The organism is Mesorhizobium sp. M0051, from assembly GCF_040323235.1.
Classification (GTDB): domain Bacteria; phylum Pseudomonadota; class Alphaproteobacteria; order Rhizobiales; family Rhizobiaceae; genus Mesorhizobium.
The window spans coordinates 191,116-214,552 of sequence record NZ_JAMYUT010000006.1; the positions used below are offsets into that span (position 1 = coordinate 191,116).

Below are 23,437 nucleotides of genomic sequence, written 5' to 3' on the forward strand. Positions count from 1 at the left end.
ATGGACGGATTGATGAAGGGCAAGCGCGGGCTTGTCATGGGTGTCGCCAACGATCATTCGATCGCCTGGGGCATCGCCCGGAAATTGTCCGAACATGGAGCGGAACTCGCCTTCACCTATCAGGGCGATGCCTTCGGGCGCCGGGTCAAGCCGCTGGCGGACAAGCTCGGTGCCTCGCTGGTGGTGCCGTGCGACGTCGAGGACAGCGCTTCGGTCGCCGCCACGTTCGAGACCCTGGGCAAGGAATGGGGCGGGCTGGATTTCGTCGTCCACGCCATCGGCTTTTCCGACAAGAACGAGTTGAAAGGCCTCTACGCCGACACCAGCCGGGACAATTTCGTCCGTACCATGGTGATCTCCTGCTACTCCTTCACCGAGGTCGCCCGCCATGCCGCCGCCCTGATGCAGGACGGCGGATCGATGATCACGCTGACCTACGCGGGGTCGGTCCGCGTCATGCCGAACTACAATGTCATGGGCGTGGCCAAGGCAGGGCTGGAGGCCAGTGTGCGCTATCTTGCCAACGATTACGGTCCACGCGGCATCAGGGTCAATGGCATATCGGCTGGACCCGTGCGCACGCTTGCCGGCGCCGGCATTTCCGACGCCCGCCACATGTTCTCCTATCAGCAGCGCAACTCGCCGCTGCGCCGCACGGTGACCATCGACGAGGTCGGCGGCTCCGCGCTTTATCTGCTGTCGGGTCTGTCTTCGGGCGTCACCGGCGAAATCCACTATGTCGATTCCGGCTATCACATCGTTTCCATGCCGACGCTGGACGAATTGAAGCAGACCGACGGCGGACGAGACTAATGCATCTCGCCCAAGCGTGCGCAGCGGTCTTGGGACAACGATATTTATGAAACAAAAGCTTAAGATGCGCCGGCGGAATCCGTTTCAACGCGACGCGCTTTAACCCTCTAAAGAAATACTTTCGGTCGAATAAAATTAGATGCATTGGCGGAAACTCATTTTAAGGAGATATTCGCTAGAAAGCCCCGTACTCTGGGGATCTTTCAATGTCGGCCGTCAGCAACCCGAAGCGAACACCGGTGTTCCGATTGCTCACCATAGCGAGCTCGGGTCTCGGCAGTTTCGTCCTCGGACTCTGGGGCCTGAAGCTCGGTCTCGGCGAAGGCTTTGCCGGCATCTCCGCGGACATGATGGTCGCGATGATGGCCGCGCTTTGCGCACTGGCGGCGTCGGCAGCCGCGATGTCCTTCTTCGCCGGCGTGGATGAATCGGCGGATTTCGTCTTCACGGAAACCCATTTCGACAAACTGACGGGCCTTTTGGCGCGTCCGGCAATGGTCGGCAAGATTGCCGAGGCTGCGTGCGCGACAAGCCGGACCGGCGAGCCGATGTTCCTCATCGACATCGACATAGATCGTTTCAAGCAGATCAACGACGCCATCGGCTACAGTCAGGGCGATGAGTTGATCCGCGCCTTCACCAAGCGCTTGACGACGTGCGTGCCGCAGCGGGCACTGATCGGACGCATTGGCGCCGGTGAATTCGCGGTTCTACTCCCCGACAATCAGGTGTCCGGATCGCTGGAAAGCACCATCGAGAGGCTCATCGACGAGATGATGGAGCCCTATGAACTCAGCACTCACCTGCAATCGGTCAGCCTGTCGGTGGGCATCGTGGCGATGCCAAAGGACGGCGTAGATCCCGTCCTCATCCTGCGGCGCTCCAATCTGGCGCTGCAGAATGCTCGCGCCAGCGGCGTCGGCAACTGGTCTGTCTTCCATGCCGAAATGGGCAGGGTCGCCGATCATCGCCAGTGGATCGAATCCGAGCTGAATACAGCCTTCGAGCGCGGTGACTTCGATCTTCACTACCAGCCGCAGCTCGACCTCCCGACCGGGCGCATCGTCGGCTATGAAGCCCTGATCCGCTGGCGGCACCCCGAACGCGGCATGATCCCGCCGATGGAGTTCATCCCAATCGCCGAGGAAACCGGCATGATCGGCCCGATCGGCGAATGGGTGCTGCGCAAGGCTTGCAGCGACGCCCGGCATCTGCCCGACGACTGCTTCGTCGCCGTCAACATCTCGCCCGTGCAGTTCATGACCAAGGACTTCGTCGGCACTGTGCGCGACACCATGACGAGCACCGGCATCAAACCGTCGCGGCTGGAACTGGAAGTGACCGAGACGGCGATGATGCAGGATCGCGACCGCGCCGCCGCCATCCTGAAGCAGCTTGCGGACATGGGCATCTCGGTCGCCGTCGACGATTTCGGCACCGGCTATTCCAATTTGAGTTACCTGATCGACTTCTCATTCGGCAAGCTGAAGATCGACCGGTCCTTCGTCAGCCGCCTCGATACGGATTCCAGCTCAGGCGCGGTCGTCTCGACGATCGTCGGCCTTTCGCGCGCGCTCGGCGTCGGCATCATTGCCGAAGGCGTCGAGACCGAAAGCCAGGCGACGCTGCTGCGGGCGGCCGGCTGCGAGGTGGTGCAGGGCTACCTGTTCGGCCGGCCGGCGCCACTCAAGATCAGGATTGGCGACGCGCATGTCACCGACGAGGTCCGACGCGTCGCCAATCTGCATTGAATGCTACGCCTTGTATCAACGCCGGGCGGCAAGCACCTTGAACATGCCGTCGCGGGCGAGCTCGACATGGCTCGAAAAGGCAGCCGACAGGATCGGCTCGTAGGGAAGCTGGCGGTTGGCGACCATGAACAACCGCCCACCCGGCTTCAAGGCCTTGGCTGCAGCGCGGATCATGCCGGCGCCGATCTCGGGCTCGGCTGCACGGCTGCGGTGAAACGGCGGGTTCATGGCAATCACGTCGTAGCGCTTCTCGACCGGTTCCTTCAGCAGATCGACCCAGAAAAAATTCCTGGCGACCGACTGGCTGACCACCCCTGCCAGATTGAGCTTCGCGGCTTCGAGCGCATCGAATTCGGCCTCGTAGAGATCAAGCACCGACAGGCCTTGTGAGCGGGCGGCGATCTCGGCCGCCACATAGCCCCAGCCGGCGCAGAAATCGGCAACGCTGCCACGCAGATCATTGGGCAAGTTTTCGACCAGCAATCTCGAGCCGGTATCGATCCGGTCGAAGGAAAACATGCCGGGCGCGGTATGGAACCGGCCTTCAACCAGCAAGGCGGGGTTCGCGGCGCGCAATTCTTCCGCAGCAGCCAGATCGGCAGGACGGCGTAACCAGAAGGCGATGCCGTGATATTTCGGTAGATGGTCCTCAAGCGGCACAAGCTCGTCAACGCGCTTGCGCAGGCTGGCTATGCCATCATCCTTGCCGCCGGCAACGATGACCAGCCCGCCCGGCGCCACGCGCTCAAGCGCCTGCGCGATGCGCACTTCGTTAAGGCCCCTATGCCGGCCGGCAAGCACGAGTGCCATATCGAAGCCGTCGCCTTCCGCTTGCGCGGTGACGACGAAGCCAGAAGCCTGCAGCGCGCGAAAATGCGGTCGGAAGCCTTGCACGAGGTGAAGCGCTGCCTCGAAGCCTTCGGGCAGCCTAAAACCCGGCTCAGCGCCAAGAAACAGGGCGCGATTACCCTTTCCAGGCAGAGGAACAGCCTCGGCCTCAAAGGGATGAAAAAGCGTCTTCAGCGGGTCGGCGGACATTGTTCGATCTCGAAACGAAGCCTGTGTTTGCAATATGAAAGTGAAAAAGCGGCTGAAAAAGAAAACGGGCGCGACATAAGCCGCGCCCGCTTCGAGTCATGAACTCAAGACCGATCAGGCGGCGTTTTCTTCGCCTTCGGTCTTCTTGTCGCGGGCGAGTTCCTTGCCGGTGGCCTGGTCGACGACCTTCATCGACAGGCGGACCTTGCCGCGCTCGTCGAAGCCCATCAGCTTGACCCAGACCTTGTCGCCTTCCTTGACCACGTCCGAGGTCTTGGCGACCCTGTCGTTGGCAAGCTGCGAGATGTGGACGAGGCCGTCACGCGGACCGAAGAAGTTCACGAAAGCACCGAAGTCGGCGGTCTTGACGACCGTGCCTTCGTAGATTTCGCCGACTTCCGGCTCGGCGACGATGGTGTGGATCCACTTCTTCGCCGCCTCGATCTCCTTGGCGTTGGATGAAGCGATCTTGACCGTGCCGTCGTCCTCGATGTTGATCTTGGCGCCGGTCTTTTCGACGATCTCGCGGATGACCTTGCCGCCCGAGCCGATGACGTCGCGGATCTTGTCGGTCGGGATGTGCATCACTTCGATGCGCGGTGCGAACTCACCGAGTTCCGCACGCGCGCCGGAGAGCGCGTGGCCCATCTCGCCGAGGATATGCTGGCGGCCATCCTTGGCCTGGTCCAGGGCGATCTTCATGATCTCCTCGGTGATGCCCTCGATCTTGATGTCCATCTGCAGCGAGGTGATGCCGTTGGCGGTGCCGGCGACCTTGAAGTCCATATCGCCGAGGTGATCCTCGTCGCCAAGGATGTCGGACAGAACCGCGAAGCGCTCGCCTTCCTTGATCAGGCCCATGGCGATGCCGGCGACGGGCTTGGCCAGCGGCACGCCGGCATCCATCAGCGCCAGCGAGGTGCCGCAGACGGTCGCCATCGACGACGAACCGTTCGACTCGGTGATCTCCGAGACGACGCGCAGCGTGTAGGGGAATTGGTCGGCGCTCGGCAGCATCGGACGGATGGCGCGCCAGGCGAGCTTGCCATGGCCGATTTCACGGCGGCCCGGCGAACCCATGCGGCCGGTCTCACCGACGGAGTAGGGAGGGAAGTTGTAGTGAAGGAGGAACTTCTCCTTGTACATGCCGGTCAGCGAGTCGACATACTGCTCGTCCTCACCGGTGCCGAGCGTGGCAACGACCAGAGCCTGGGTCTCGCCGCGGGTGAACAGCGCCGAACCGTGGGTGCGCGGCAGGACGCCGACTTCGGAGACGATCTTGCGGACCGTCTTGAGATCGCGGCCGTCGATGCGCGAGCCTGTGTCGAGGATGTTCCAGCGCACAACCTTGGCCTGGAGTTCCTTGAACACGGTGCCGATCTGCTCGGAGGCGTACTTGGCTTCTTCGCCTTCCGCCGGGGCAAACGCAGCCTTGACCTTGGCCTTGACGGCGTCGACGGCGGCGTAGCGCTTCTGCTTGTCGGTTATCTTGTAGGCATCGCGAAGTTCGCCTTCGACGATCTTGAGCATTTCGGCTTCAAGCGCGGAATAATCCGGCGCGGTAAAGTCGCGCGGCTCCTTGGCGGCAACTTCGGCCAGCTTGATGATGGCGTCGATGACCGGCTGGAAGCCCTTGTGGCCGAACATGACGGCGCCGAGCATCAGCTCTTCGCCGAGTTCCTTGGCTTCGGACTCAACCATAAGAACGGCGTCGGTGGTGCCGGCGACGACCAGGTCGAGCTTCGATTCCTGCATCTCATCGACATGCGGGTTGAGCACATATTCGCCGTTGATATAGCCGACGCGGGCGCCGCCGATCGGGCCCATGAACGGCACGCCCGAGAGCGTCAGGGCAGCCGAGGTGGCAACGATCGACAGGATGTCGGGATCGTTTTCCAGATCGTGCTGGACGACGGTGACGACGATCTGGGTGTCGTTCTTGTAGCCTGAGGCGAAGAGCGGGCGGATCGGGCGGTCGATGAGGCGGGAAACCAGCGTTTCCTTCTCGCTCGGACGGCCTTCGCGCTTGAAATAGCCACCCGGGATCTTGCCGGCGGCGTAGGTCTTTTCCTGGTAGTTGACGGTCAGCGGGAAGAAATCGAGGCCGGGCTTCGGCTCTTTCATCGAAACGACGGTGGCGAGAACCTTGGTCTCGCCGTAGGTGGCGAGCACCGCGCCATCAGCCTGGCGCGCGATCTTGCCGGTTTCGAGGATGAGCGGACGGCCGCCCCATTCGATTTCCACTTTGTGGTGATTGAACATATCTTGTCCTTAATATGAGGAAAGGGCCGCGCCGTTTCACGGTGCGCGGATGCCCATTCCCTTGGCTTCCTTTCTCGGGCAGCCACGGGCAAGACAGCGGGAGGCTCGGCTAATTTCGGCGCGGCGAGCGCGCACGAGCGTCCTGCAATCCTGCCCCATGACCGTCCATGGGCGGTTTCGAGTGCCCTCTGCACGATCGAAACCGGGTCTGGCCAGTCGATGCGACTGGCAGAATGCGCGACCGGCGGGCTCTCCGAAGAAAGCCCGCCGGTCAATTCGTCAACGGCGCAGACCGAGCTTCTCGATCAGCGTCTGGTAGCGCGCGTCATCCTTGCGCTTGAGATAATCAAGCAGGCTGCGGCGCTGGGAGACGAGAGCGAGCAGACCACGGCGGGAATGGTTATCCTTCTTGTGGTCCTTGAAATGGTCGGTCAGGTTCTTGATGCGCTCGGAAAGGATGGCCACCTGGACTTCCGGAGACCCGGTATCGCCCTTGGCGGTTGCGAATTCACCCATCAATTCCTGTTTGCGCTCGGCAGTAATCGACATCGTGTTTTTCCTTATCTGTTTGAGGAAACGGGTCGCCCTCAGCCGGGATGTCGTCCAGCAGGGGCCGGTGCAAGCAAGGCGTCATAGCGCTATGCTGCGGCGCATATAGTGCAATTCCCCGGAAAACACCAGCCCAATTCACAAGCCGGCTTTTCAGGCCAAAATGGCCGGTTCTATCCTTGTCAGAGCCATTTCTTCCATTTGAAGAAGGCAATCAGCCCGAGCGCGACAAGCGCCATGAACAGAAGCGATAACGGATAGCCATAATAGGCCTTCAGTTCCGGCATGTTCCAGGGCGAAGACCCTGGATCGAAATTCATGCCCCAGATGCCGACCAGGAAGGTAAGCGGCATGAAGATGACCGACACGATGGTGAGATAGCTGATGACGTCGTTGGTGCGTGCCTGGCTCAGCGACAGATGCATCTCGATCAGGCCGGTCAGCATGTCGCGCTGGGTTTCCACCAGTTCGATCAGCCTGAGCGAATGGTCGAGCGTGTCGTTGAGGAATATTTTGGTCTCGGCCTTCACATAGGGCACGTCGTTGCGGATCAGCGTCGCCAGCGCGTCGCGCATGGGCCACAGCACCCCTTTCAGCACATTGGCATCGCGCCGCAATTCATGCAGCTGTCGCATCTGATGCTTGTGCGTCGAATGCAGCATCTCATCCTCGATGCTGTCGACCAGTTCGCCGGCCGACTCGACCGGCGGAAAATAGCTGTCGACGACGGCGTCGATGAGCGCGTAAGCGAGGTAGTCGGCGCCCCGCGCGCGCAACCGGTTGGGCGCGGAACTCTCGATGCGCTTGCGCACGGGATCGAAAGGATCGCCTTCACGCTCCTGAAAGGTGACGACGAAATTGTTGCCGAAGAAGACGGCGATCTGCTCATAGCGGTGCGACGTGATATCGTCGATCATCCTGACGACGACGAAGGCATGGTCCTCGAAGAAGTCGACCTTCGGCCGCTGGCCGGTGTTGACGACGTCTTCCAGCGCCAGCGGATGCAGGCTGAAAATGCGGCCGATTTCCTCGATCAGCGGGATGTTGGCGAGGCCGGTACAGTCGAGCCAGATGACCGGCCATTTGTCGCAATGGGTGTTGAGGTCGTCGATGCTGGCGTTTTCGATGGTCTTGAATTTCTGCGGCGAGATCATAGTCAGCCGCAGTTCCGAGCGACGAGCTGCCGGGTCGGCAATCAGCGTACCGGGCGATGCACCAACCGGCGGCCGCCTCGTCCTCACCGGCGCCCGCTTCTTCACCGCCTCAGCCTTTGCCATGGAGCCCCCTCTAACGCTATGTCCGCAGACATTAGATGAGTGCCCTCAGCCGGCAAAGACCCGCTTGGGCTTGAACATGCCTTGCTCGATGGCACCGATGGCGACCAGCTTGCCGCGAGCAGTGGCGCAGGCTTCCTCGGCTTCCACCGGCGCGTCGCGGCCGCGGATGATTACGGGATTGCCAAGGCGGATCTTGGTCGCTGCATCGTCGCTGATGGCGACCTGCGGCAGGCAGTCGAGGGCGGCCGCCGTATCGACCAGAAGCGCGTCGATGGCGTCGAAGTCGATCGGCGCTTCCATCACGTCAGCGACTTCTGTCGCGCCAGTGGCTTCTGTCGTGTCGGCGACATCCGTCGCCTCCGAGCTGTCTTCATCCCGCACACCGAAACGAGCGGCTTCCAGTTCGGCGATGGTGACGAAATCCTCCGGCGTGAATGGCTCGACCTCGACCCGGCGCAATTCGGAAATATGACCGAAGCAGCCGAGGTCGCGGCCCATGTCGCGGGCCAGCGAGCGCACGTAGGTGCCCTTGCCGCACTCGACCTCGAAAACCGTATGGTCGGCGCTATGCCCGACAATATCGAGCCGGCCGATCTCGACCTCGCGTGGCGGAATATCGATTGTCGCGCCGTCGCGTGCCAGATCATAGGCACGCTCGCCCGCGATCTTGATGGCCGAGAATTGCGGCGGCGTCTGCATGATGACGCCGGTGTATTTCGGCAGCAGCGCTTTGACCTCGGCTTCCGATGGACGCAGGTCGGACTCCTTCGTCACCGGACCTTCGAGGTCATCGGTCGAGCGCTCCTGTCCCCAGGCAACGGTAAAGCGATAGATCTTGGCGCCGTCCTGCACGTAGGGCACGGTCTTGGTGGCCTCGCCAAGCGCGATCGGCAGCATGCCGGAGGCGAGCGGGTCAAGCGTGCCGGCATGGCCGGCCTTTTCCGCCTGGAACAGCCATTTGATCTTGGAGACGGCTTCGGTCGAGCCCATGCCGACCGGCTTGTCCAGGATCAGCCAGCCCGAGATCGGCCGGCCTTTCTTCTTGCCGCGACGCGCCACTATTCTGTGTCCTTGTTGTCGTCTTTGTCCTGGTCCTCAGGACCCAGATCGCGTGCTACCTCGGGCGACTTCAACAGGTCGTTGATCCTGGCGAAATTATCGAAGGAGGTGTCGAGCTTGAAGCGGAACTCCGGCATGAATTTCATCTGCCGCAGCGCGCCAGAGACGCGGCCGCGGATGAATTTCGCGTGCTTGTTCAGCGCCTCGACCACCGCATCTGTGTCCTTGGCGCCGAGCGGCGAGACGAAGGCGGTGGCGACCTTCAGGTCGGGCGACATGCGCACTTCCGAGACCGACACCACGGTGTTCTCGATCAGCGGATCGATGATCTCACCGCGCTGCAAGGTCTCGGACAAGGCATGGCGCACCTGCTCGCCGACGCGCAGCATGCGCTGGGTTGGGCCAGCGGTTGTCGATCTTGGCATGAAAACTCTTCCTTCGCGCGGGTTCGAACCGCATAAATCGTCCACTTAACGCTGTTGACCCCGCTTGGCTACCCCACCGGGAGCCCAGGATCGCGGGTTTGCCACTAATGCAACGTACGTGGCTCGGAATGCTCTGTCTCTTGGCCAACCTGTCCAGAAGCCATGACTGATACGATCTCGTCGTACCCAGCCTTCATGCTGGACTCGGACTCAAACGCACTTATCGGAATGAACCAACCGCCTTCTTGCATCACGAACCCGATGCCGAAATCGGTCAGAGTAATTTTGTCTACGGACCTCCACCCGATATGGGTTTCTGAATCTGTGACAAGCTTTGAGATGCCAGTGCCGTGTACACGGATCAAGGTCGGCTCAGGTTCGAAATGAGCAACCTCGCCTCGTCTGGCCAGAATGGGGCCGAGATTGGTCATGATGCCTGTGACAATAGTCATCATGCCCACAACTCCCATAACTCCGACCAAAGCGCCGGAACTGTCGAGATAATTTGTGGCAAGCATAAGTGGAATGCCAACGAGAAGGCAGTAGGTCAACCTTCTTAGGCCGCGGAGACGATCTTCGTTCCGCGCCCTTGAATAGACCCCTGAAAAATCGGCAGGAGTTAGAACAAAGCGGTACTCAAGGCTCCGTTCTTGCTCCATGTGCCAGCGCTTACAGCGTCCGGGTCACCATCTCGACGCGGAAGCACTCGATGACGTCGCCGACGCGCATGTCCTCGTAGTTCTGGAAGGCCATGCCGCATTCCTGACCGCCTGGGACCTCCGAAACTTCGTCCTTGAAGCGCTTCAGTGTCTTCAGCGTGCCCTCGTGAATGACGACATTGTCGCGGATCAGGCGAACGCCCGCACCGCGCTCGACCTTGCCTTCGGTGACACGGCAGCCGGCGATCTTGCCGACCTTGGTGATGTCGAAGATTTCGAGGATCTGCGCATTGCCGATGAAGGTCTCGCGACGCTCCGGAGACAGCAGGCCCGACAGAGCCGCCTTCACGTCATCGACGAGGTTGTAGATGATCGAGTAGTAGCGGATCTCGATGCCCGCTGCCACAGCTGCGGCACGCGCCTGGACGTTGGCGCGGACATTGAAGCCGATGATCGCGGCACCGGAAGTCTCCGCCAGAGAGACGTCGCTTTCGGTGATGGCGCCGGCGCCGGCATGGACGATGCGCGCACGCACTTCGTCGGTGCCGAGCTTGTCTAGCGCCGCGTTGATCGCTTCGATCGAGCCCTGCACGTCGCCCTTGATGACCAGCGGGAATTCCTTCAGCCCGCTCGTCTGCAACTGCGACATCATCTGCTCGAGCGAACCGCGCTGGCCGGCATGCTTGGCAACCGCCTTCTCGCGCGCCAGACGCTGGCGATATTCGGTGATCTCGCGGGCACGGGCCTCGTTGTTGACCACGGCGAAGCGATCGCCGGCCTGCGGCGTACCCTGCAGGCCAAGCACCTCCACCGGCATCGCCGGCGGCGCTTCCTTGATCTGCGTGCCACGATCGGTGACCAGCGCACGCACCCGGCCCCATTCGTTGCCGGCAACAAGGATGTCGCCTGGCATCAGCGTGCCGGTCTGCACCAGCACGGTGGCGACGGGGCCACGGCCCTTGTCGAGCTGGGCTTCGATGACGACGCCTTCGGCGGTACGATCCGGATTGGCCTTCAGGTCGAGAATTTCAGCCTGCAGCAGGATCGCCTCGAGCAGCTTGTCGAGATTGGTACCCTTGGTCGCCGACACTTCGACGTCCAGAACTTCACCGCCCATGGATTCGACGAAGACCTCGTGGCGCAGCAGTTCGGAGCGCACTTTCTGCGGATCGGCATCATGCTTGTCGATCTTGTTGATCGCCACGATGATCGGAACGCCGGCCGCCTTGGCATGGCTGATCGATTCGATCGTCTGCGGCATGACGCTGTCGTCGGCCGCGACCACCAGGATGGCAATGTCGGTCGCCTGGGCGCCACGAGCACGCATCGCCGTGAAAGCGGCGTGGCCGGGCGTGTCGATGAAGGTGATCTTGTGACCGTTCTTCTCGACCTGGTAGGCGCCGATATGCTGGGTGATGCCGCCGGCTTCGCCGGAGACGACGTTGGCGTTGCGGATGGCATCGAGCAGCGAGGTCTTGCCGTGATCGACGTGACCCATGATCGTCACGACAGGCGGACGCGACACCAGGTCCTCGGCATTGTCGGCGATGTTGAACAGGCCTTCCTCGATGTCGGATTCTGCGACGCGGCGAACCGTATGGCCGAATTCGGTGGCAACCAGTTCGGCCGTGTCGGCGTCGATGACGTCGCCCGGCTTGAGGATCTGGCCTTGCTTCATGAAGAACTTGACCAGGTCGACCGCACGCTCGGACATGCGTTGCGCCAATTCCTGGATGGTAATCGTCTCTGGCAGGATCACTTCGCGCATGACTTTCTCGCGCGGCTCATTGTGCATCGCGCGCTTGAATTTTTCCTGGCGGCGACGCATCGACGACAGCGAACGGGCTCGCGCATCTTCGTCGGACAATGCTGAATTCAGCGTCAGCTTGCCACGGCGGCGGTCTTCCTCGCTCTTGGTCGGCTTGGCCGGGCGCGCCACTTCGGGCGTGACCGGACGGCGCACCGGCACACCGGCACCAGTCCGCTTCGGCTTGACCTGTTCTTCGTCGTCGACCGTCGCCAGTTCAGCGGTCAGCGGCGCGCGGCGGCGCGCCTCTTCCTCGGCCCGACGGCGGGACTCGGCCTCGGTCTGCAACCGCGCCTCTTCCTCGGCCTGGCGGCGCGCCGATTCATCGCGTTCGCGCTTGCGGCGTTCTTCGTCCTCGGCGCGGCGCTTGGCCTCCTCGGCGGCGCGCTGACGGTCCTCGACCTCGCGAACCTTCGAGCCCTCGAGCGCCCTGCGGCGTGCTTCCATTTCACTGCGCGACAGTTCGTTCAGCACCATGCCGCTGCGCTCGACCGGGGCCGGTGGCGGGGGTGGCGGCGCCTTCGGCGCTTCCTGCACGACGACGGGTGCGGCCACGACCGCTGGCTTCGGTGTGAAGACGGGGGCGGCAACCGGCTCCGGCTTGTCGCCGGGCATCGAGAATTTGCGCTTCTTGGTTTCGACGACGACCTGCTTGGTGCGGCCGTGCGAGAAGTTCTGGCGCACAGTGCCCTGTTCCATACCGGGGCGCTTCAGCGTCAAGGTCTTCTTCGGCGTCACACTCAGCGTATTGTCGTCACCCGATTTCGTATCGCTCATTCCATATCCTCTGCGGCATCATCTTCGTCAGCAACAGCCGCAAGCATTGCCAGATCGTCCGGGGAACCGCCCCGATACCGGTCGAGCGCAACCATGCGCTTCTGGACCGCCCTGCCCGCGTCTCCCGCGAGAACGGCAGCATGTATCACATTTGTACCCCCCAATGCCAAGCTCAACTCGGCCTCGGAGAAAAGTTTGTAGGCAAGGATAACAGGGCCGCCGAGATGGACTGTCGCCCGTCGTGCCTGACTGATCTTGCGTACACCGTCGTCGGACGCCTCGGTCGCGTGGAGCACGAAAAGCGCCAATCCGCCACGCACAGCGCTCTCGACTTTGGTGGCGCCCAGCGCAATCGCGCCTGCCTTGCGGGCAAGACCGAGCATGCCCAGAGCGTATCTGGAAAGCAGCCCGTCGACCATGCCGCCAAGATCGGGCGGCACGACCACCTGTGCCTTGAAGGCGCGAGCGAAAAGGTTCTTCGCCGCAGCCTTGTCGATATGTAGGCGGTCGGCACTCACCCAGCAACCGCGGCCGGGCAAATTTCTCTTGATATCGGGAACGACGGCCGAATCCGGGCCGACGACGAACCGGATCAGATCATCCGGTTCGGCCTGCCTGCGGGTGACGATGCAGGTGCGATCGTTCATCTCGTCCAAGGGCGGGTTCGGTGCGATGCGGTTTCACCTCACGCACCAACGGCTTCGTCAGCCGATTCTTCTTCGGCTGCAAGCTCGTCTTCGGTGATCCATCCAGCCTTGAGGCGGGCGGCCAGAACCATTTGCTCGGCATCGGCGCGTGTCACGCCATGATTGGCCAGCACACCCGGATAGACCTTGGTCTCGCCGTCTTTGCGTTCCTTCCAGCCGGTCAGGTCGTCGGCGGCATAGCCGGCAAAGTCCTCGATCGTCTTCACGCCGTCCTCGCCGAGCGTCACCATCATGGCGGTGGTGATGCCGGGGATTTCGCGCAATTCGTCCGAGACGCCGAGCGCCTTGCGCTTGTCGTCGTGTTCGGCTTCGATCTTCTCCAGATATTCGCGGGCGCGGGTCTGGATCTCCGAAGCGGTGTCCTCGTCGAAGCCATCGATCGAGGCGATTTCGCCGGAATCGACATAGGCGACTTCCTCGACGCTGGTGAATCCTTCGGAGGCGAGCACCTGGCCGACCATCTCGTCGACGTCGAGGGCTTCCATGAACAGCGACGAACGCTCCACGAATTCCTTCTGGCGACGCTCGGATTCCTCGGCCTCGGTCAGGATGTCGATATCCCAGCCGGTCAGCTGCGAAGCAAGCCGCACGTTCTGGCCGCGACGGCCGATGGCCAGCGACAGCTGGTCGTCGGGAACCACGACTTCGATGCGCTCGGCGTCCTCGTCGAGCACGACCTTGGCGACTTCCGCCGGCTGCAGCGCGTTGACGATGAAGGACGCCGCCGATGGCGACCACGGAATGATGTCGATCTTCTCGCCTTGCAACTCGCCGACGACGGCCTGGACGCGGCTGCCGCGCATACCGACGCAGGCGCCGACCGGATCGATCGAGCTATCGCGCGAGATGACCGCGATCTTGGCGCGCGAGCCGGGGTCGCGGGCGACCGACTTGATCTCGATGATGCCGTCATAGATTTCCGGCACTTCCATGGTGAACAGCTTGGCCATGAACTGCGGATGGGTACGCGACAGGAATATCTGCGGGCCGCGCTGCTCGCGGCGCACGTCATAGACATAAGCGCGGACGCGGTCGCCGTATTTGTAGTTTTCGCGCGGGATCAGTTCGTCGCGACGGATGATTGCCTCGCCACGGCCGAGATCGACGATGACGTTGCCGTATTCGACGCGCTTAACCGTGCCGTTGACGATCTCGCCGATGCGGTCCTTGTACTCGTCGTACTGGCGATCGCGCTCGGCCTCGCGGACCTTCTGCACGATGACCTGCTTGGCCGACTGGGCGGCGATGCGGCCGAAATCCATCGGCGGCAGCTGTTCGGCGATGAAGTCGCCGAGCTGGGCATCGGGATTGCGCTCGCGGGCCGAGGAAATGGCGATCTGCGTGGCGTAGTCGTCGACCTTCTCGACCACTTCCATCAGCCGCTGCAGCTTCATCTCGCCGGTGTTCGGGTTGATGTCGGCGCGGATGTTGGTCTCCTGACCGTAACGCGAACGTGCCGCCTTCTGGATCGCGTCGGCCATGGCGGCGATGACAATCGACTTGTCGATCGACTTTTCGCGCGCGACCGCGTCGGCGATCTGCAGCAGTTCAAGTCTGTTGGCGCTTACAACCATCGTTTTTCTCCCGAGCCTGTTTGCCGGACCTTCGCGCCCAGCAGCTCAATCATAGTTCCTGTTCGTGTTCTTCCGTGGCGTCCGCTTCCGTACCCGACTCATCGTCGTCCGGTTCGCCGCGACGTTTCTTGGCTTCCTTGCGCGCCCTGTTGTCCTTCGACAGGGCATCCCGAATGAGATCGTCGGTCAGGATCAGGCGCGTTTCGGAAATCGCATCATAGGGGACACGCACCGTGGGCTCCTCGCCATAGGCAGCCTTTTCGCGCTCGATCAACACATCGTCTTCGCCGGCCTCGACGATCTTGCCCTTGAACCGCTTGCGGTCGGCGACGACGATCGATGTCTCCATCTTGACCAGATGACCCGTCCAAGTCGCGAAATCCGATTTGCGGACGAGCGGCCGGTCGATGCCGGGCGACGAGACCTCCAGATGATAGGCCTTTTCGATCGGATCGTCGACGTCGAGCGCCGGCGACACCGCCCGGCTGACCTCTTCGCAATCCTCGACGGTCATGGTGCCGTCCTCGCGCTCGGCCATGATCTGCAGCGTCAGCCCATTCTGGCCCGACAGATGCACCCGCACGAGGCGGAAGCCGATGCCGCGCAGAACCGGCTGGACGATCAGCGCGATGCGCGCATCGATGCCGCTTTCGCGGATGATGCGATCGTCGCCCTCGCTTGCCGTTGCAGTCATTGATATCCTGTCGCTCTATCCGAAGTTATCGGCAGGAAATAAAAAAGAGCGGGACCGGGTGGACCCACTCTTCGTCATACCGACCAAGAATTTGAGGCTGATATAGACGATCGCGGCCGGTCTTTCAAGCCCGCCGTGCGGGCCGCACAAAACCCATTGCGGCGCCAGTGTTGCGCCAGACGCGTGGCCTCCCTGCGGCGAAACCCCTGTGAGCCTTGCCGCTGCATTTCCATTTATAGCACATCGCACAAGGAATGCACGACACAGCACAGAGAGGCATGACATGACCAGCCGCAAGATCTTTTCCGCCATTGGCGAGCTCTTCACGACATTTGGCAGCGCGGTCGCCGCCTCGCGCGCGGTGCAAATGGGCCGCAAGCCGCGTGCTGACGACCTGCGCAAGCTCGGAATGGATCCGGCTGTCTTCAACAGGATCGGTCGTTTCTAGATTTGGCGAGTGGACTCGCCTTTGCGGCGGCCGGAGGCTGGTGCGTCCGTGAGCGCGCCTATGTTCTGACAAAAGTGAGATAGGCCGGCCGCCGGCCCTCACGAATGGCCTTCGCTTCGTAGCGAGTGCCCGGCCAGCCATCATAGGGCCGGTGCCAGTCCGCCGCCTCCGAAGCCTGCCAGGCGAACGCACCATGCGCACGGCAATGCAGCAACGTCCAGTTGACATATGTGTAGATATCGGACGCAAAGCGGAACTTCGAGCCCGGCTTCAGCACGCGCGCGAACCGATCGAGATTGACCGGGCTGACGAAGCGCCGCTTCCAGTGTTTCTTCTTCGGCCAGGGATCGGGATAGAGCAGGTCGATCCCGTCGAGCGAGGCTTGCGGCAACCAGTCCAGCAACCGGGTGGCATCGTCGTCATAAACCCGCAGATTGGCGAGCGGTTTCTCCCGCACCGCCATCATCAACTTGGCCATGCCGTTGACGAACGGCTCGACGCCGATAAAGCCGATCGAGGGCGCCTCGGCCGCGCGATGGAGAAGATGTTCGCCACCGCCGAATCCGATCTCGAGGCGAACCGCCGAAACATCGGCTTTGAACAGAGCTTGCAGATCGGCCGGCGGTTCTGCTGTCAGATCGAGCCGGTATGTCCCGAAACCGCTCTCCAGAGCGGCCGCCTGCTGCGGACGCATGGTCTTGCCGCGCCGGCGACCGAAAAAGGCTTCGGTCGCGCGGCTTGGTCTGTCCTTCGGGTCCATGGCGGGACTTTGCGGCGTCGCTATCAGGCGCCGACAGCGTCCTTGAGCGCCTTGGCGAGATCGGTCTTTTCCCAGGAGAAAGACCCGTCACGGCCGGCCTTGCGGCCGAAATGGCCGTAGGACGACGTCTTGGCGTAGATCGGCTTGTTGAGATCGAGATGGCGGCGGATGCCGGACGGCGACAGATCCATCACGCTGCGCAGCGCCTCCTCCAGCTTTGCCTCGTCGACCTTGCCGGTGCCGTGCAGGTCGACATAGACCGACAGCGGCTGGGCGACGCCGATGGCGTAGGAAAGCTGGATGGTGCAGCGGTCGGCGAGTTTCGCCGCCACGACGTTCTTGGCCAGATAGCGCGCCGCATAGGCCGCCGAACGATCGACCTTGGTGGTGTCCTTGCCGGAGAAAGCGCCGCCGCCATGGGGAGCGGCACCGCCATAGGTGTCGACGATGATCTTGCGGCCGGTCAGGCCGGCGTCACCGTCCGGCCCGCCGATGACGAACTTGCCGGTCGGGTTGATGTACCACATGCAGTCGTCGGAGATCTTCAGCTCGCCCAATGCCTCGCGGATATAGGGTTCGACGACCTTGCGGACCTTCTTCGAGTCCCAGCTCGCATCGAGGTGCTGCGTGGACAGCACGATCTGCGTCGCCTCGGCGGCCTTGCCGTCGACGTAGCGGACGGTGACCTGGCTCTTGGCGTCCGGCCCGAGCTTGCCGGCTTCACCGCTGCCTTCGTGACGGGCAGCGGCCAGCAGTTCCAGGATCTTGTGGCTGTAATAGATCGGAGCCGGCATCAGATCCGGCGTCTCGCGGCAAGCGTAGCCGAACATGATGCCCTGATCGCCGGCGCCTTCTTCGCCCTGACGGTCGGAGGCATTGTCGACACCCTGGCCGATGTCCGGCGATTGGCCGTGCAGCAGGACCTCGATCTTCGCAGTCTTCCAGTGGAAGCCGGCCTGCTCATAGCCGATTTCGCGGATCGCCTTGCGGGCGACCGACTTGAACTTGGCCGGATTGACGACGGGATGGCCGGCGGCATCCGTGAGGATGTTGCCTGCCTTGTCCTTTTTCAGCAGTGTCTCCGGGACGCGCACCTCGCCGGCGATGACGACGCGGTTGGTTGTCGCAAGTGTCTCGCAGGCGACTCGGACTTTCCATGGGTCCATGCCGGTCTTCTTGGCTTCGCGATAGACCAGATCGACAATCTCGTCGGAAATCCGGTCACAGACTTTGTCGGGATGGCCCTCGGCAACGGATTCCGAGGTAAAGAAGTAGTTCTGCCGCGTCACGGGTGTCCCCTCTTGAAAAACGATCGGCAGGCTGCCGACTTTGGCGCGCCACGTGTTAGCGGGGCGATGCGCCGCTCGTCAAGCGATGCTTCGGTTCTGGCATGAATGTCGCTGCAGTTATCTTGTGCCACCGGCGGCAGGGCGCCGCCGGTCCAAGCGTGATTGCGGATCAGTCGGCATCATCGGTGGAGAGAGACTTGACCAGATCTATTATCCTGCGCCGCACCTTGGCGTCGGCGATCTTGACAAAGGCCCGGTTGAGCTGGAGGCCTTCGGGACTGCCGCAGAATTCGACGGCGAAGGCCATCGACGCATCCTCGGCAAATCCCCGGCCTGCCACGGCCTCCTGGCCGGGCGCATCCTCGAAAAAGAAGGCGACAGGCACGCCGAGGATGGACGCGATCGCCTGCAGACGGCTGGCGCCGACGCGGTTGGTGCCCTTTTCATACTTCTGAATTTGTTGAAATGTGATGCCGAGATTTTCTCCCAGCTTTTCCTGGCTCATTCCCAACATATTGCGGCGAAGCCGAATGCGACTGCCAACATGGATGTCGATCGGATTCGGTTTCTTCTTGTTATCTTCTATCATTTTTTCCTCGCCGAATTTTTTCGGCTTCTCTATTTTTTCCTGCCCAAATGAAGCCGGAGGCAACTGCCCCAACAGAACGATCAACCGACTTCGAGAAATATCAGGCGCTTACAGTATGAGTTTCTAATGTGTGGGCTGTCAATTCACCCGTAGCCTCTGCCTTACGCTCAAAAGTGCGGCCGCAATGGCAAACAGCAACATGATCAGCATTCCGTTAATGCGTCGTTGGCCAGGAGAGATGACCGCCTCTTCGGAAATCGGCACATGGGCGTCGATGGCGCCGCGGGCATCGATCGCCAGCGCATCGACGATGCGCCCGCGCGGATCGACGACGGCCGAGATGCCGTTGTTGGCTGCACGCAACAATGGCAATCCATTCTCCACCGCACGGATCTGGGTCTGCCTGAAATGCTGATACGGACCCGGCGTGTCGCCGAACCACGCATCATTGGTGACGTTCACAATAAGCTGTGCTGACGTAGCGTCAACTGCCACGAGATCGGGAAAGATCACCTCATAGCAGATAAATGGCAATGCACGGATGCCATCAGGCAACGCAATGGCGTGCCGCTCGTTGCCGGCCGCAAAACTCATCGGCCCGGCAACGAGTTGCTCGATACCGAAATGATCGAGCAGATCGGAGAAAGGCAGATATTCGCCGAACGGCACAAGGTGAACCTTGTCGACGGCATCAGTGATTTCACCTTTGTCGTCGATCGCCACCACGGAGTTGTAGTAGCGGCTGTCGGCACTTGCGGCCGAACCGCCTTCCTCGCGGACGACGCCGGCCATCAGCATCTGGCCAGGTGCCAGCATGTCGCCCAGCGCCGTCAATGCGTCCGGACGCTCCGTGAAGAGGAACGGCACCGAGGTTTCGGGCCACAGGATCAGTTGCGGCTTGCCGTGACCCGGATCCGGTGCCTTGGCCGACAGCCCGATCAAGGTTGCGAAGATGCGATCGCGCACCGAGGCGTCCCATTTTTCCGAGAGGTCAACGGCCGGCTGGACGATGCGGACGTCCAGGCTGTGCACCGCAGGCTTTTCGGGAGCGGCAAGCCTGACATAGCCGTAGCCGACATGGGCAGCGGCAAGCACGACAAACAGTCCGGCGCCGAGGCGCAGATGCCGGCGCGCCGCCAGAAGCGCCGGCAGTGCGAAGACGAACACCGCGAGCGCGTTCATGCCGATCATGCCGGTGACCGAGACGCTTTGCATCAACAGCGGCACGGGCATGGCCGCGTAGCCGATGGCATTCCAGGGAAAACCGGTGAACAGGAAGTCGCGCAGCCATTCCGCCAGCCCGAAGCCGAAGGCAAGGGCGGCGATGCGTCCGATGTCGCTGCTCCACAACAGCCGCGCAACCATGGCCGCAAAGCCGTAGAAAAAGGCGAGTGCGAAGGGAATGCCGACCACCGCGAAGGGAAGCGCCCAGGCAAAGTTGTCGGCCTCGACCAGCAGAGCCGAGCCGATCCACCACAGGCCGGCAAGGAAATAGCCGAAGCCGAACCACCAGCCGACGGCGAAGGCCGGCCGCAGGCGCCGCACCAGGCCGCCGGAAGCATCACCGGTCGCGCCGTCGAGCAGCCAGACCAGCACGGGAAAAGAGATGAAACAGGCGGCGAAGAAATCGTAAGGCGCCTGGCCAAGCACCGCCAGCGCGCCAGCGAGAAACGCCACGAGCGCGCGCCCCCAACCCCAAAGAAGAATTATCCGGCCGGCAAGGCGCACCATGCATACTTCCGAGTCGCGCGAATCAATAGCCAAGATTTAACAGGCCACGGTCCGCGGGCCAAACGGCAGGAGATCGCCAGAGGTGGACCGAGCCTAGCGGTGCCAGCCTTCGATCCGCAGGCCGCCCAGCCGTTCGGCCTCTTCACGAGAAACAGAGCACAGGGTTTGCGTGAAGGTCCAGACATGGCCCTCGGGATCGCGTGCCCGATACTGGCGTTCGCCATAGAACTGATCCGCCGGCTCCTGGACGATCTCGGCACCCCTGGCCCTGGCATGCTCGCAATGGGCATCCAGGCCGTCCTTCAGCCTGACATAGACCGACTGCGTGTTCTTGCCGGCGACTGAGGCCGGGCTGGCGACGTGATCGGTCCATTCGGAATCGACGATGATGTAGCTGTCGCCAAACCGCATCTCGGAATGGACGAGCTTTGCCTCGGCATCGCTGACCACCATGCTGCGCTCGAAGCCGAAAGCCGCCTCCAGCCAGTCCAGCGCGGCTCGAGGATCCTTGTAGAACACGCCGGAGCCCTGGCTTGCGTGCTTGAACGGGTCGTCGACGGTCATCGGGCGAGCGAAACGCTCACGCCTGTTCGGCACGGGCCGTGGCGCGCCGGCGGCGCTCGCCCTTCTGGCTCTGCACGATGCGCACGCGCTTGACGCGGCGCGGATCGGCATCCAGCACATGGAATTCGAAGCCGGGAATGGCTTGAACCACCTCGCCACGCGCCGGTACGCGACCGAGCGTGTTGAAGATCATGCCGCCAATGGTATCGACATAATCGCCATGTTCGCCAGCGGCGAAATCCTCACCGATCATCTTGGCGACATCGTCGATCTCGGCCTTGCCGTCGACGATGAACACGCCGTCGCCGCTCCGGGTAATCATAGGCTCATCGTCGTCATGCTCATCCTCGATATCGCCGACCACCATCTCGACGATGTCTTCCAGCGAGGCGAGGCCATCGGTGCCGCCATATTCGTCGATGACCAGCGCCATCTGCGTGCGCGTCGTCTGCATGCGGGCCATCAGGTCGGAGGCAAGCATCGATGGCGGAACGAACAGCACCGGACGGATCAGACTGAGGTCGCCAATGGTGCGCGCGAGGTCGACCTGGGCGAGGTCAAGCACCGTGGCGGCAGGAGTTTTCCTTGTAGTGCGGCCTTTTTTGACGCGCGCGATCTTGGTGATGTGAGCCAGCACGTCACGGATATGCACCATTCCGCGGGGATCGTCGAGCGTCTCGGAATAGACCGGCATGCGCGAATGGCCGGACTGCTCGAAGGTGCCAAGCAGATCGCCGAGCGTCGTCGTGATCTCGACCGCCTGAATGTCGGAGCGCGGCACCATGACGTCCTCGACGCGCACCTCGCGCAAGCGCAGGATGTTGTTGAGCATGGCGCGTTCGCCGGGCGAGAAGGCCCCGGCGTCGCTCGTCGTCTCGGCAAGGGCGCCGGCGATTTCCTCGCGCAGGCTGGTTCCGTTGCGTTGCCGGAACAAACGCAGCACGCGGTCGAACAGGGAGGGGCCGGCAGGCGAGGTTTCGCTGGCAGCGCTGCCGGTGCTGGCAGCACCAGAGGTAATGGTACTGGGACTTGATCCCTCTTCCGACGTATCGGAAGCCTTAGTCGCACTGCCGGCGTCGGGGCGGGCGGCAGTCTCTGGTTTGTCGTTCATCGTCGTCCGGTCAATTGATCAGATGTAGTTACGCGTAGGGATCGGGAATGGCAAGTCTCGCGAGCGCTGCGCGTTCAACGGCCTCCATCGCCTCGGCATCCGCATCGGTCTCGTGATCGTAGCCCAGCAGATGCAGCAGGCCGTGGATGACGAGATGAGTGATATGGTTCTCAACCGGCTTATCTTCCAGTGCCGCTTCACGCGCGACCGTCTCTGCGGCGAGCACGATGTCGCCCAGCATCGGCGGCAAAGGAGCGCCTTTCACAAGCGGAAAAGCCGGGAAAGACAAGACGTTGGTCGCTTTGTCCTTGCCTCGCCAGCCGGCGTTCAGGGTCCGGATATGCGTGTCGTCGGAAAAAACGAGGCTGAGTTCGGAACGGCCAGCCCCGCCGGTCTCGGCAAAGGCAGCCGCGACAGCGCGATCGACCAGCCGCTTCAGGCTTGCCTCATCCGGCCATTCGCCCGCTTCGACTGAGATATCGATGTTGACAGGAACATTCCCGTCGCCGGATATTAAATCCTCAGGCATGAAGCCGCATCGTCAAAATCAATTCTCGGCACCGAGGCCGCGCGCCAGTTTGGCATCCCGGTCATAGGCCCTGACGATTTCCGCCACCAGCGGATGGCGGACCACGTCGCCGTCGTTGAAGCGCACGGTGACCGCGCCTGCCACGCCGTCCAGCACCCGCAAGGCTTCGACGAGGCCCGATTTGGTGTTGGAGGGAAGGTCGATCTGGGTTGGATCGCCGGTGACGATCATGCGCGAGTTCTCGCCGAGACGGGTCAGGAACATCTTCATCTGCATCGGCGTGGTGTTCTGCGCCTCGTCGAGGATGACGGCGGCATGCGCCAGCGTGCGGCCGCGCATGAAGGCGAGCGGCGCGATCTCGATGACTTCGGCGGCAATGGCGCGCTCGACCTTGTCGGCCGGCATCATGTCGTAAAGCGCGTCATAGAGCGGCCGCAGATAGGGATCGACCTTTTCCTTCATGTCGCCCGGCAGGAAACCGAGCCGCTCGCCGGCCTCGACGGCCGGCCGCGACAGAATGATGCGCTCGACCATGCCGCGCTCGAGCAGCATCGCCGCATGCGCTACCGCCAGATAGGTCTTGCCGGTGCCGGCCGGACCAATGCCGAACACCAGTTCCGACCGCTCCAGCGCCCGCATATAGGCGTCCTGGTTGAGCGATCGGGCATAGATCGTCTTCTTGCGGGTGGCGATCTGGGCGGCGGAGACCTTGCCCTTGCGCTCCAGCGTCGGCAGCGTCAGCTGATCGTCGGCGGCGATTGCCATTCGGACGGCGCCATCGACGTCGGACTGGCCGATATCGACGCCTTTCTGGAGAATGCCGTAGAGATTGTCCAGGGCGCGGCGCGCCTGCTCGGCGGCTGACGCCGAGCCCTTGATGGTCAGCTGGTTGCCGCGGGAGCGGATGTCGACGCCGAGCTTCTGCTCGAGTCTGGCGAGATTTTCGTCGAACTGACCGTAAAGGGCGCTGGCAAGCTTGTTGTTGTCGAAAGTCAGAACGATATGCGCCATATCAGAAGCCCCG

The 23,437-nt window shown here is 62.3% G+C and carries 21 protein-coding genes and 2 pseudogenes; 3 read left to right on the forward strand and 20 right to left on the reverse strand.

The genetic code is table 11. The features are described from left to right. Positions 1–813, forward strand: coding sequence for an enoyl-ACP reductase FabI (gene fabI / locus NKJ90_RS08885; RefSeq protein WP_023758108.1), 813 nt, complete (start codon positions 1–3; stop codon positions 811–813). Positions 814–1,019: 206 nt separating this feature from the next. Next, a complete protein-coding gene (locus tag NKJ90_RS08890; protein ID WP_023758109.1) occupies positions 1,020–2,564 on the forward strand; it encodes a putative bifunctional diguanylate cyclase/phosphodiesterase in 1,545 nt (514 codons plus the stop codon). 15 nt (positions 2,565–2,579) lie between these two features. On the opposite strand, the gene NKJ90_RS08895 is transcribed toward NKJ90_RS08890, so the two are convergent. From NKJ90_RS08895 to rimP, 12 genes and pseudogenes are all read right to left on the reverse strand, one after another. After that, complete coding sequence (locus tag NKJ90_RS08895; RefSeq protein ID WP_352485920.1) at positions 2,580–3,602, reverse strand: class I SAM-dependent methyltransferase; 1,023 nt, start codon at positions 3,600–3,602, stop codon at positions 2,580–2,582. A gap of 114 nt (positions 3,603–3,716) precedes the next feature. After that, the gene (pnp, locus tag NKJ90_RS08900) at positions 3,717–5,864 is read right to left on the reverse strand and encodes a polyribonucleotide nucleotidyltransferase (RefSeq protein WP_023758110.1); all 2,148 of its coding nucleotides are present in this window, start codon (positions 5,862–5,864) and stop codon (positions 3,717–3,719) included. A 279-nt stretch (positions 5,865–6,143) separates the two neighbouring features. Beyond that, on the reverse strand, positions 6,144–6,455 hold the full coding sequence (rpsO, locus tag NKJ90_RS08905; protein WP_269470859.1) for a 30S ribosomal protein S15: 312 nt from the start codon (positions 6,453–6,455) through the stop codon (positions 6,144–6,146). 140 nt (positions 6,456–6,595) lie between these two features. Then, positions 6,596–7,690, reverse strand: coding sequence for a magnesium/cobalt transporter CorA (gene corA / locus NKJ90_RS08910; RefSeq protein WP_023758111.1), 1,095 nt, complete (start codon positions 7,688–7,690; stop codon positions 6,596–6,598). A gap of 45 nt (positions 7,691–7,735) precedes the next feature. Further along, positions 7,736–7,975, reverse strand: a pseudogene (locus tag NKJ90_RS33485) (tRNA pseudouridine(55) synthase TruB); the annotation flags it as partial. 105 nt (positions 7,976–8,080) lie between these two features. Beyond that, positions 8,081–8,749 (reverse strand): annotated as a pseudogene (gene truB, locus NKJ90_RS08915) (tRNA pseudouridine(55) synthase TruB); the annotation flags it as partial. Continuing rightward, the gene (gene rbfA / locus NKJ90_RS08920) at positions 8,749–9,174 is read right to left on the reverse strand and encodes a 30S ribosome-binding factor RbfA (protein WP_023758113.1); all 426 of its coding nucleotides are present in this window, start codon (positions 9,172–9,174) and stop codon (positions 8,749–8,751) included. The gene rbfA and the pseudogene truB, both read right to left, overlap by 1 nt. 104 nt (positions 9,175–9,278) lie before the next feature. Then, positions 9,279–9,629, reverse strand: a complete 351-nt coding sequence (locus NKJ90_RS08925) for a hypothetical protein (protein WP_156938492.1) — start codon at positions 9,627–9,629, stop codon at positions 9,279–9,281. A gap of 214 nt (positions 9,630–9,843) precedes the next feature. Continuing rightward, on the reverse strand, positions 9,844–12,417 hold the full coding sequence (infB, locus tag NKJ90_RS08930; RefSeq protein WP_023758115.1) for a translation initiation factor IF-2: 2,574 nt from the start codon (positions 12,415–12,417) through the stop codon (positions 9,844–9,846). Next, a complete protein-coding gene (locus NKJ90_RS08935; RefSeq protein ID WP_023758116.1) occupies positions 12,414–13,064 on the reverse strand; it encodes an RNA-binding protein in 651 nt (216 codons plus the stop codon). The genes infB and NKJ90_RS08935 overlap by 4 nt, the downstream gene beginning before the upstream one ends. A gap of 38 nt (positions 13,065–13,102) precedes the next feature. Beyond that, positions 13,103–14,698: a transcription termination factor NusA gene (nusA, locus tag NKJ90_RS08940; RefSeq protein WP_023758117.1), complete on the reverse strand. Its 1,596-nt coding sequence runs from the start codon at positions 14,696–14,698 to the stop codon at positions 13,103–13,105. 49 nt (positions 14,699–14,747) lie between these two features. Next, positions 14,748–15,392: a ribosome maturation factor RimP gene (gene rimP / locus NKJ90_RS08945; RefSeq protein ID WP_023758118.1), complete on the reverse strand. Its 645-nt coding sequence runs from the start codon at positions 15,390–15,392 to the stop codon at positions 14,748–14,750. A 283-nt stretch (positions 15,393–15,675) separates the two neighbouring features. On the opposite strand from rimP, the gene NKJ90_RS08950 reads away from it, so the two are divergent. Further along, on the forward strand, positions 15,676–15,840 hold the full coding sequence (locus tag NKJ90_RS08950; RefSeq protein ID WP_023758119.1) for a hypothetical protein: 165 nt from the start codon (positions 15,676–15,678) through the stop codon (positions 15,838–15,840). A gap of 58 nt (positions 15,841–15,898) precedes the next feature. On the opposite strand, the gene trmB is transcribed toward NKJ90_RS08950, so the two are convergent. The 8 genes from trmB to NKJ90_RS08990 all read right to left on the reverse strand — a co-directional run bounded on the left by trmB (position 15,899) and on the right by NKJ90_RS08990 (position 23,424). Then, on the reverse strand, positions 15,899–16,600 hold the full coding sequence (gene trmB, locus NKJ90_RS08955; RefSeq protein WP_023758120.1) for a tRNA (guanine(46)-N(7))-methyltransferase TrmB: 702 nt from the start codon (positions 16,598–16,600) through the stop codon (positions 15,899–15,901). A gap of 23 nt (positions 16,601–16,623) precedes the next feature. Beyond that, positions 16,624–17,889: a methionine adenosyltransferase gene (gene metK / locus NKJ90_RS08960; protein ID WP_023758121.1), complete on the reverse strand. Its 1,266-nt coding sequence runs from the start codon at positions 17,887–17,889 to the stop codon at positions 16,624–16,626. Positions 17,890–18,058: 169 nt separating this feature from the next. Further along, on the reverse strand, positions 18,059–18,478 hold the full coding sequence (locus tag NKJ90_RS08965) for a helix-turn-helix domain-containing protein (RefSeq protein ID WP_023758122.1): 420 nt from the start codon (positions 18,476–18,478) through the stop codon (positions 18,059–18,061). A 138-nt stretch (positions 18,479–18,616) separates the two neighbouring features. Beyond that, positions 18,617–20,209, reverse strand: a complete 1,593-nt coding sequence (lnt, locus tag NKJ90_RS08970) for an apolipoprotein N-acyltransferase (RefSeq protein ID WP_023758123.1) — start codon at positions 20,207–20,209, stop codon at positions 18,617–18,619. Positions 20,210–20,302: 93 nt separating this feature from the next. Continuing rightward, complete coding sequence (locus NKJ90_RS08975) at positions 20,303–20,773, reverse strand: VOC family protein (protein WP_023758124.1); 471 nt, start codon at positions 20,771–20,773, stop codon at positions 20,303–20,305. A gap of 16 nt (positions 20,774–20,789) precedes the next feature. Beyond that, positions 20,790–21,884: a hemolysin family protein gene (locus NKJ90_RS08980; protein WP_023758125.1), complete on the reverse strand. Its 1,095-nt coding sequence runs from the start codon at positions 21,882–21,884 to the stop codon at positions 20,790–20,792. Positions 21,885–21,912: 28 nt separating this feature from the next. After that, positions 21,913–22,413, reverse strand: coding sequence for an rRNA maturation RNase YbeY (gene ybeY / locus NKJ90_RS08985; RefSeq protein ID WP_023758126.1), 501 nt, complete (start codon positions 22,411–22,413; stop codon positions 21,913–21,915). Positions 22,414–22,431: 18 nt separating this feature from the next. Continuing rightward, on the reverse strand, positions 22,432–23,424 hold the full coding sequence (locus NKJ90_RS08990) for a PhoH family protein (protein ID WP_023758127.1): 993 nt from the start codon (positions 23,422–23,424) through the stop codon (positions 22,432–22,434). Positions 23,425–23,437 lie beyond the last annotated feature (13 nt).

Bases quoted from the DNA above. Each gene is read 5' to 3' on its own strand.
- fabI (WP_023758108.1), top strand. From the start codon at position 1: ATGGACGGATTGATGAAGGGCAAGCGCGGGCTTGTCATGGGTGTCGCC.
- NKJ90_RS08890 (WP_023758109.1), top strand. From the start codon at position 1,020: ATGTCGGCCGTCAGCAACCCGAAGCGAACACCGGTGTTCCGATTGCTC.
- NKJ90_RS08895 (WP_352485920.1), bottom strand. From the start codon at position 3,602: ATGTCCGCCGACCCGCTGAAGACGCTTTTTCATCCCTTTGAGGCCGAG.
- pnp (WP_023758110.1), bottom strand. From the start codon at position 5,864: ATGTTCAATCACCACAAAGTGGAAATCGAATGGGGCGGCCGTCCGCTC.
- corA (WP_023758111.1), bottom strand. From the start codon at position 7,690: ATGGCAAAGGCTGAGGCGGTGAAGAAGCGGGCGCCGGTGAGGACGAGG.
- rbfA (WP_023758113.1), bottom strand. From the start codon at position 9,174: ATGCCAAGATCGACAACCGCTGGCCCAACCCAGCGCATGCTGCGCGTC.
- NKJ90_RS08925 (WP_156938492.1), bottom strand. From the start codon at position 9,629: ATGATGACTATTGTCACAGGCATCATGACCAATCTCGGCCCCATTCTG.
- infB (WP_023758115.1), bottom strand. From the start codon at position 12,417: ATGAGCGATACGAAATCGGGTGACGACAATACGCTGAGTGTGACGCCG.
- NKJ90_RS08935 (WP_023758116.1), bottom strand. From the start codon at position 13,064: ATGAACGATCGCACCTGCATCGTCACCCGCAGGCAGGCCGAACCGGAT.
- nusA (WP_023758117.1), bottom strand. From the start codon at position 14,698: ATGGTTGTAAGCGCCAACAGACTTGAACTGCTGCAGATCGCCGACGCG.
- rimP (WP_023758118.1), bottom strand. From the start codon at position 15,392: ATGACTGCAACGGCAAGCGAGGGCGACGATCGCATCATCCGCGAAAGC.
- NKJ90_RS08950 (WP_023758119.1), top strand. From the start codon at position 15,676: ATGACCAGCCGCAAGATCTTTTCCGCCATTGGCGAGCTCTTCACGACA.
- trmB (WP_023758120.1), bottom strand. From the start codon at position 16,600: ATGGACCCGAAGGACAGACCAAGCCGCGCGACCGAAGCCTTTTTCGGT.
- NKJ90_RS08965 (WP_023758122.1), bottom strand. From the start codon at position 18,478: ATGATAGAAGATAACAAGAAGAAACCGAATCCGATCGACATCCATGTT.
- lnt (WP_023758123.1), bottom strand. From the start codon at position 20,209: ATGGTGCGCCTTGCCGGCCGGATAATTCTTCTTTGGGGTTGGGGGCGC.
- NKJ90_RS08975 (WP_023758124.1), bottom strand. From the start codon at position 20,773: ATGACCGTCGACGACCCGTTCAAGCACGCAAGCCAGGGCTCCGGCGTG.
- NKJ90_RS08980 (WP_023758125.1), bottom strand. From the start codon at position 21,884: ATGAACGACAAACCAGAGACTGCCGCCCGCCCCGACGCCGGCAGTGCG.
- ybeY (WP_023758126.1), bottom strand. From the start codon at position 22,413: ATGCCTGAGGATTTAATATCCGGCGACGGGAATGTTCCTGTCAACATC.
- NKJ90_RS08990 (WP_023758127.1), bottom strand. From the start codon at position 23,424: ATGGCGCATATCGTTCTGACTTTCGACAACAACAAGCTTGCCAGCGCC.